The sequence below is a fragment of the Streptococcus danieliae genome, from assembly GCF_025447695.1.
GTDB classification, from domain to species: domain Bacteria; phylum Bacillota; class Bacilli; order Lactobacillales; family Streptococcaceae; genus Streptococcus; species Streptococcus danieliae.
On record NZ_JAOBSU010000110.1, the window covers coordinates 1 to 5,679 of the forward strand.

Annotated in this window: 7 protein-coding genes and 1 other annotated feature; of the genes, 2 read left to right on the forward strand and 5 right to left on the reverse strand. The window is 42.3% G+C overall.

All coding sequences use genetic code 11. From position 1 onward, the window contains the following. Both N4310_RS07335 and N4310_RS07340 read left to right on the forward strand, forming a co-directional pair. The coding region (locus N4310_RS07335; protein ID WP_262092667.1) for an ImmA/IrrE family metallo-endopeptidase at nucleotides 1–644 on the forward strand (644 nt) is incomplete at its 5' end. Between the two features lie 151 nt (nucleotides 645–795). Then, nucleotides 796–1,899: a tyrosine-type recombinase/integrase gene (locus tag N4310_RS07340; protein WP_476715167.1), complete on the forward strand. Its 1,104-nt coding sequence runs from the start codon at nucleotides 796–798 to the stop codon at nucleotides 1,897–1,899. Nucleotides 1,900–1,983: 84 nt separating this feature from the next. Here N4310_RS07340 and rpmA read toward each other — a convergent pair whose 3' ends face one another. The 5 genes from rpmA to N4310_RS07365 form a co-directional block, all read right to left on the reverse strand. Continuing rightward, nucleotides 1,984–2,277 carry a 50S ribosomal protein L27 gene (gene rpmA, locus N4310_RS07345; protein ID WP_003032879.1) on the reverse strand — a complete coding sequence of 98 codons (294 nt, stop codon included), beginning with the start codon at nucleotides 2,275–2,277 and terminating at the stop codon, nucleotides 1,984–1,986. A gap of 17 nt (nucleotides 2,278–2,294) precedes the next feature. Beyond that, nucleotides 2,295–2,639, reverse strand: coding sequence for a ribosomal-processing cysteine protease Prp (locus N4310_RS07350; RefSeq protein ID WP_160332096.1), 345 nt, complete (start codon nucleotides 2,637–2,639; stop codon nucleotides 2,295–2,297). A 14-nt stretch (nucleotides 2,640–2,653) separates the two neighbouring features. Beyond that, complete coding sequence (rplU, locus tag N4310_RS07355; protein WP_135037918.1) at nucleotides 2,654–2,968, reverse strand: 50S ribosomal protein L21; 315 nt, start codon at nucleotides 2,966–2,968, stop codon at nucleotides 2,654–2,656. A 31-nt stretch (nucleotides 2,969–2,999) separates the two neighbouring features. Then, nucleotides 3,000–3,071 (reverse strand) — a sequence feature (ribosomal protein L21 leader region). Nucleotides 3,072–3,146: 75 nt separating this feature from the next. Beyond that, entirely contained in the window at nucleotides 3,147–4,361 is a 1,215-nt protein-coding gene (thiI, locus tag N4310_RS07360) for a tRNA uracil 4-sulfurtransferase ThiI (RefSeq protein ID WP_262092669.1), read from the reverse strand. A gap of 2 nt (nucleotides 4,362–4,363) precedes the next feature. Beyond that, on the reverse strand, nucleotides 4,364–5,506 hold the full coding sequence (locus tag N4310_RS07365; protein WP_262092670.1) for a cysteine desulfurase family protein: 1,143 nt from the start codon (nucleotides 5,504–5,506) through the stop codon (nucleotides 4,364–4,366). Between the last annotated feature and the right edge of the window lie 173 nt (nucleotides 5,507–5,679).

The following is a 5,679-nucleotide window of genomic DNA, read 5'->3' on the forward strand; positions in this document are numbered from 1 at the left end:
TTACAATTCCTTGTCCGATTAATACACACATTCAAACTCTGCTTTGGAGTTTACACAAAATTCTTGACACACCCTATAAATGGTTCCGAGATACAAAACCCACTATCAAATATCCTTTAACAAACAATAGCTTGCTGACTCAGGTAGATCACTGCCTCTGCTCTGTCTGCTCCGGTATGACTATTCCCGATTTTGAAACTGGTAGATTTATAGTGTACATCAACCAAGATGTTGTTAAAAGCCGAGTCATGTTTACCATTTTACATGAACTTACTCACATCTATTGCCATCTTATGGACTCTAATTATGAAGCAGTGCTCGTTTCAAAAACAACTTCGTCATATAGTGACACTTACCCTCCTGAAGTTGTTCCTCTCGAAGACGAAGCTAATACAATTGCATCGATTCTTTTTCTCAACGACCAGCAGTTACTCAAATCCATTAAAAACAAGTTAACGTTTGAACAACTTAAGGAAGTCAGTCAAATGTCAACACCAGCCCTGCATAATCGACTAATGAACTTCTTGATGTACAACTGTCACTGCCAAGAATACTATGCTTTAAGAATAGTTCGATTATATAGGGACAACGAATCCGAAGGAATTACTACTTTACAACAATTCCACAACGAGTTAACTTCCTAGAAAAAACTTTCAACTTAGATTAATAAAAAAACTCCTTCACACTCACCGTCGCCAAACTTAGAGTATGAAGGAGTTACCTAAAATAAAAAGTACGCATTCAAAAGCGCTTTTTATAATACTCATTTTACCACAGAAGAAAGATAGGTACAATATGATTGGACAATATAAAAAAAGCGGTACGACCGCCTACTACTTCAAAGCTTATCATGGAATCGACCCACTATCGGGTAAAAAAATTATTACTAAACGGAGAGGGTTTAAAACAGAGAGAGAAGCGCGTCTTGCCGAAGCCAAATGTCTTTCGGATTATGAAAAGAAAACCTTTAGGGCTAAAAATACTACTACTACTTTTGCACAGGTTTACGAAATTTGGAAAAGTCATTATAAAAACACTGTCAAAGAATCCACTTTTGTGAGCCAAACAGACATCGCTGAACGCCACATTTTACCGGTATTTGGGCACAAAGCCATTAATAAGATTACTCTAACCATGTGCCAAACACAACTCAATGAGTGGGCCACGAAATATAAAAGATTCTTTGGAATTGCTAGCATAGCTAATCAAGTTTTTGACTACGCAATCTCCATGGAACTGATCGAGAATAACCCGATGAGAAAAACTCTCAAGCCAAAACGTCAGAAAAAAGAAACGGGTGAATTAGACCAGTTTTACAATAAAGATGAATTACAAGAATTTTTCTCTCTTGTAGTAACAATGGATGACCCAGAAATGCTAACCTTCCTCCGGCTACTGGCCTTTACAGGTATGCGAAAAAATGAAGTAGCTGCGCTAATGTGGAGGGATATTAATTTAAAAGAAGGATTTTTAAAAGTCAACCGAACACTAGCCAAAGGAGAAGGAAACAAAACAATTTTCCAAACACCGAAAACAAAGAAAAGTGCTCGTACAATTGTTCTAGACCCTCAAACCGTTCAAATTTTAAAAGATTGGAATGCTTACAGCACAAACGGACTACTCTTCAAAAATGAGAAGGGAGACCCTAAAAGCATTGTTCATGTCAATAATATGCTCAATCGCATTTGGCGCAGATACCCCGACTTCAAACGGATTACCCCTCACGGTTTTAGACATACTCACTGCTCTCTTCTTTTTGAAGCTGGAGCAAGTATTAAAGAAGTTCAGGAACGGCTTGGTCACGAGAATATTCAAACAACCATGGATATTTACGCCCATGTTACACAAAATGCAAAGAATGAAGTGGCCAATAAATTCGCTTCCTACATTGGTTTTTAAAATATGGGTACCAAAGTGGGTACCAAAACAAAAATAAGACTCTCCGAAACTCTCGGAAAGCCTTATTTCATCGTCTTTTAGGACTTATTTAGCGATTGGGTAAACAGAAACTTGTTTCTTATCGCGTCCTTTACGCTCAAAGCGAACAACACCTTCAACTTTAGCGAAAAGTGTATCGTCACCTCCACGACCTACGTTCACACCTGGGTAGATGTGTGTACCGCGTTGACGATAAAGGATAGATCCACCAGTTACGGTTTGTCCATCAGCAGCTTTTGCTCCAAGACGTTTCGCTTGTGAATCGCGTCCGTTAGATGTAGAACCTCCACCTTTTTTGTGGGCGAATAATTGCAAGTTAGCAAGATTCATTTTCAACATAATTGTTTTCCTCCATATTAGCTTTCAGTGATAACTTTTGTTTGCACAAACTCCGACGAGTCTTCCGCCAAATTTGCCATTCCGAGAAAGAAGGATTCAAAAAAGAGTTGAGCCATCTCTCTCTGATGAGGGGGGATACTTTGTGGAATCTCCACACGTAGAAATCCACCTTCGATTTCGTTTAATTCTAGATGCGGTTCGAAGCCTGCAAATTTCTCAATTGAATTTACAAAATTAATAGCAAGCGTAGAAACCGACGCACACACGACATCAAAGCCGTACTCGCCACTGGCAGCATGTCCAGTAATTTCTGCACTCCTCAGCTCGCCATCTTCGGCTTTTTCAAAGACTGCTTGTATCATGTGTTCACCTCTAATTAAGCGTTGATTGCGTTAATGACAACTTTTGTGTAAGGTTGACGGTGACCTTGTTTACGGTGGCTACCTTTTTTAGGTTTGTATTTGAAAGTTACAACTTTCTTTTGTTTTCCTTGTTTTTCAACAGTTCCAACTACAGAAGCGCCAGCGATTACAGGAGTTCCAAGGACAGTTTTTTCACCACCTACAAGAACAACTTCGTCAAAAGTAACTTCTTGACCTGCTTCAACATCTAACTTCTCAACGTAGATTGCTTGACCGACTTCAACCTTAACTTGTTTTCCGCCAGTTTTGATAATTGCGTATGTGCTCATTATGCACCTCCTATAAATTTTTGGGTTTTCCCCTTTTGTGAAGACTCGCCTAGCATCGTGGGGCGAACCACTTAAAACGATGATCGTGCGGTTGCACAGGATGTGCATAGTCAACTCTTACAGTTTACTCCATTCGAACTAAAAAAGCAAGAAAAGAGGCATAATTTTTTAATGTTTTTTACAACAAATCTTCAATCAAGTCATCAACTTGATCTTGCTGGACTTGCGGTGTAATTTCTGTCACCTTAATTCCTGCCACCGCTCTGTCGACCAAACCGTCAATATCCAAACGTTGTTCATACTGCTCAACATTTTTGATTTTGGGATTGGTTTTCGGACGATCTGGAGCAAAGATTGTACAACAATCCTCAAAAGGTTGAATCGATATGTCGAAGGTATCGATAGCCTGAGCAATGTCAATGATCTCCAATTTATCCATGGTCACTACTGGACGAATAATCGGTGTAGAGCTGACCGCATTGATAGCCTGCATACTCTCAACTGTCTGACTAGCGACTTGCCCTAGACTTTCACCATTGACAATGATTTGTCCGCCGCGGACTTCACGGATGCGGTCGGTAATCCGCAACATAAAGCGGCGAGTCAGGGTCATCAAATAAGCCTCGGGAGCCTTCTCCTTGATTTCCTCTTGAATTTCAGTAAAGGGAACTTCAATAAACTGGATATTGCCACCAAATTTGGTCAATTTCCGCGTCAAATCATGAGCTTTTTGCAAGGCTCCCGGACTGGTGTAAGGAGGACTGGCAAAATGAACAGCTTCGATCTCCACACCGCGCTTGAGAGCTAGATAGCCAGCCACAGGAGAATCAATCCCCCCTGATAGCATCAACATCCCCTTACCAGAAGTACCGACCGGCAAACCACCCGCAGCGCGAATCCGCTCATGGGTCAGATAGGCCGCCTCTTCCCGAATTTCCACTTGTAGATTAATATCCGGCCCCTTCATAGCAACCTTGGCGTAAGGGAAATTCCGAAAGACAACATCCCCCAAAGTCACATTCAACTCTCGGGAATCTTGCTCAAAACTGTGGTCACTTCGCTTACTTGAAATCTTGAAGGTCATGCCTTCTTTATAAATAGACGTCATGATTTCCAAAACCGCCTCCTCCAGCGCCGGAATCGACTTGTTCACCTTGTAAACAGGTGAGAAGTTCTGGATCCCAAAAACCTCTTTTAGATTTTCAGCGACTGCCTCATAATCCGCCCCATTCAAATAAACATGCGTCCGATCTCGATCAGCTGTAATTTCGATTCCTGGAAAAGGTGAAAGAACATCCTTGATATTGCGACGTAGTTGTTTAATAAAACGCATACGGTTTTTACCCTTGGTGGATAATTCCCCGTAACGCACCATAATTTCTGAATATTGCATCCTTAACGTACTTTCCTTGTCTGTTGGTAAATCAATTTAAAGGTGGTTAAAAACTGTCCCACCTGCGCCATGGTATTTTCCCGCGAGAAACTTAAGCGAACCGCAGAACTAGCCCTGTTGCCAGAGACTCCCATCGCAATCAAGGTTCCAGCCGGTTTTCCGGCTTTAGCCGAGCAGGCACTGGTTGTCGAAACAAAAATATCGTAGGCTTCTAAGGCATGTAACAGAACCTCGCCACGAACTCCCTTGATGCCGAAGGTTAGAATATTGGCACTGTGACCATCCAAGTCCGAAAAAAGCTCCACATCTTCATACTTGGCTAATTCTTGCAGCAGGCTAGACTTAATCGCTGCCAAACGCTCTTGAACAAACTCTCGCTCTTCCATGCTCAAACGCAAGGCCTTGGCCATAGCACCGATACCGGCAAGATTCTCAGTAGTCGACCGGCGCTCTCCCTCTTGCCCACCACCTGTCAGCAAGGGAGACAGCCGTTTTCCTTTTTTAAGATAAGCAAATCCGACACCCCGTAGCCCATGAAATTTGTGAGCCGAAAAACTGGCGAAATCAACGCGCTCCGGCAAGAACAAAGAGACATCCAGCTTACCAAGGGCTTGCACGGCATCGACATGGAGGGAAACCTTGGGCCAAGCCTCCAAAATCCGAGCCATCTCTGGAATTGGTTGAATACGTCCAATCTCATTATTCACAGCCATCACTGAAACCAAAATGGTATCCGGACGAATCTGCGCCGCAAAGCGCTCTAAATCGACCTGCCCCGTCTTATCAACCGGAATTTGCTCGACCTCAAACCCCTGTCCTACCAGCCATTGAGCGGATTCTGCCACCGCTGGATGCTCCACAGCTGAGATCAAGATATGCCGTCCGAAATCCTGCTTTTCAAAGGCAACACCCTTGATAATCCAGTTATCAGCCTCAGTCCCGCCAGAGGTAAACACAATCTCTTGCGAATCCTTACCAAGCAAATCTGCAACCTGTTTGCGTGAAGCCTCCAAAAATCGATGAGCCTGATTACCTAGACGGTGCAAACTGGAAGGATTTCCCCAGATTTTCGAAGCAATTTCCGTATAAGTGGCCAAAACCTCCGGATAGGGTCTGGTAGTGGCCGCATTATCAAAATAAATCATTTACGACTCCTTGTATTCAATGTCTCCTATTTTATCATGAACCATTAAAAATAAGAACAGATAAGCCACAAATCCCAGACAACAAGGCTTCCTATTCCCGAGTTTATCACTTTATGTTATAATCAAACTAACTCAATCGCTTGATAGAACTGGATTTTTTTGAAATTTCCAGC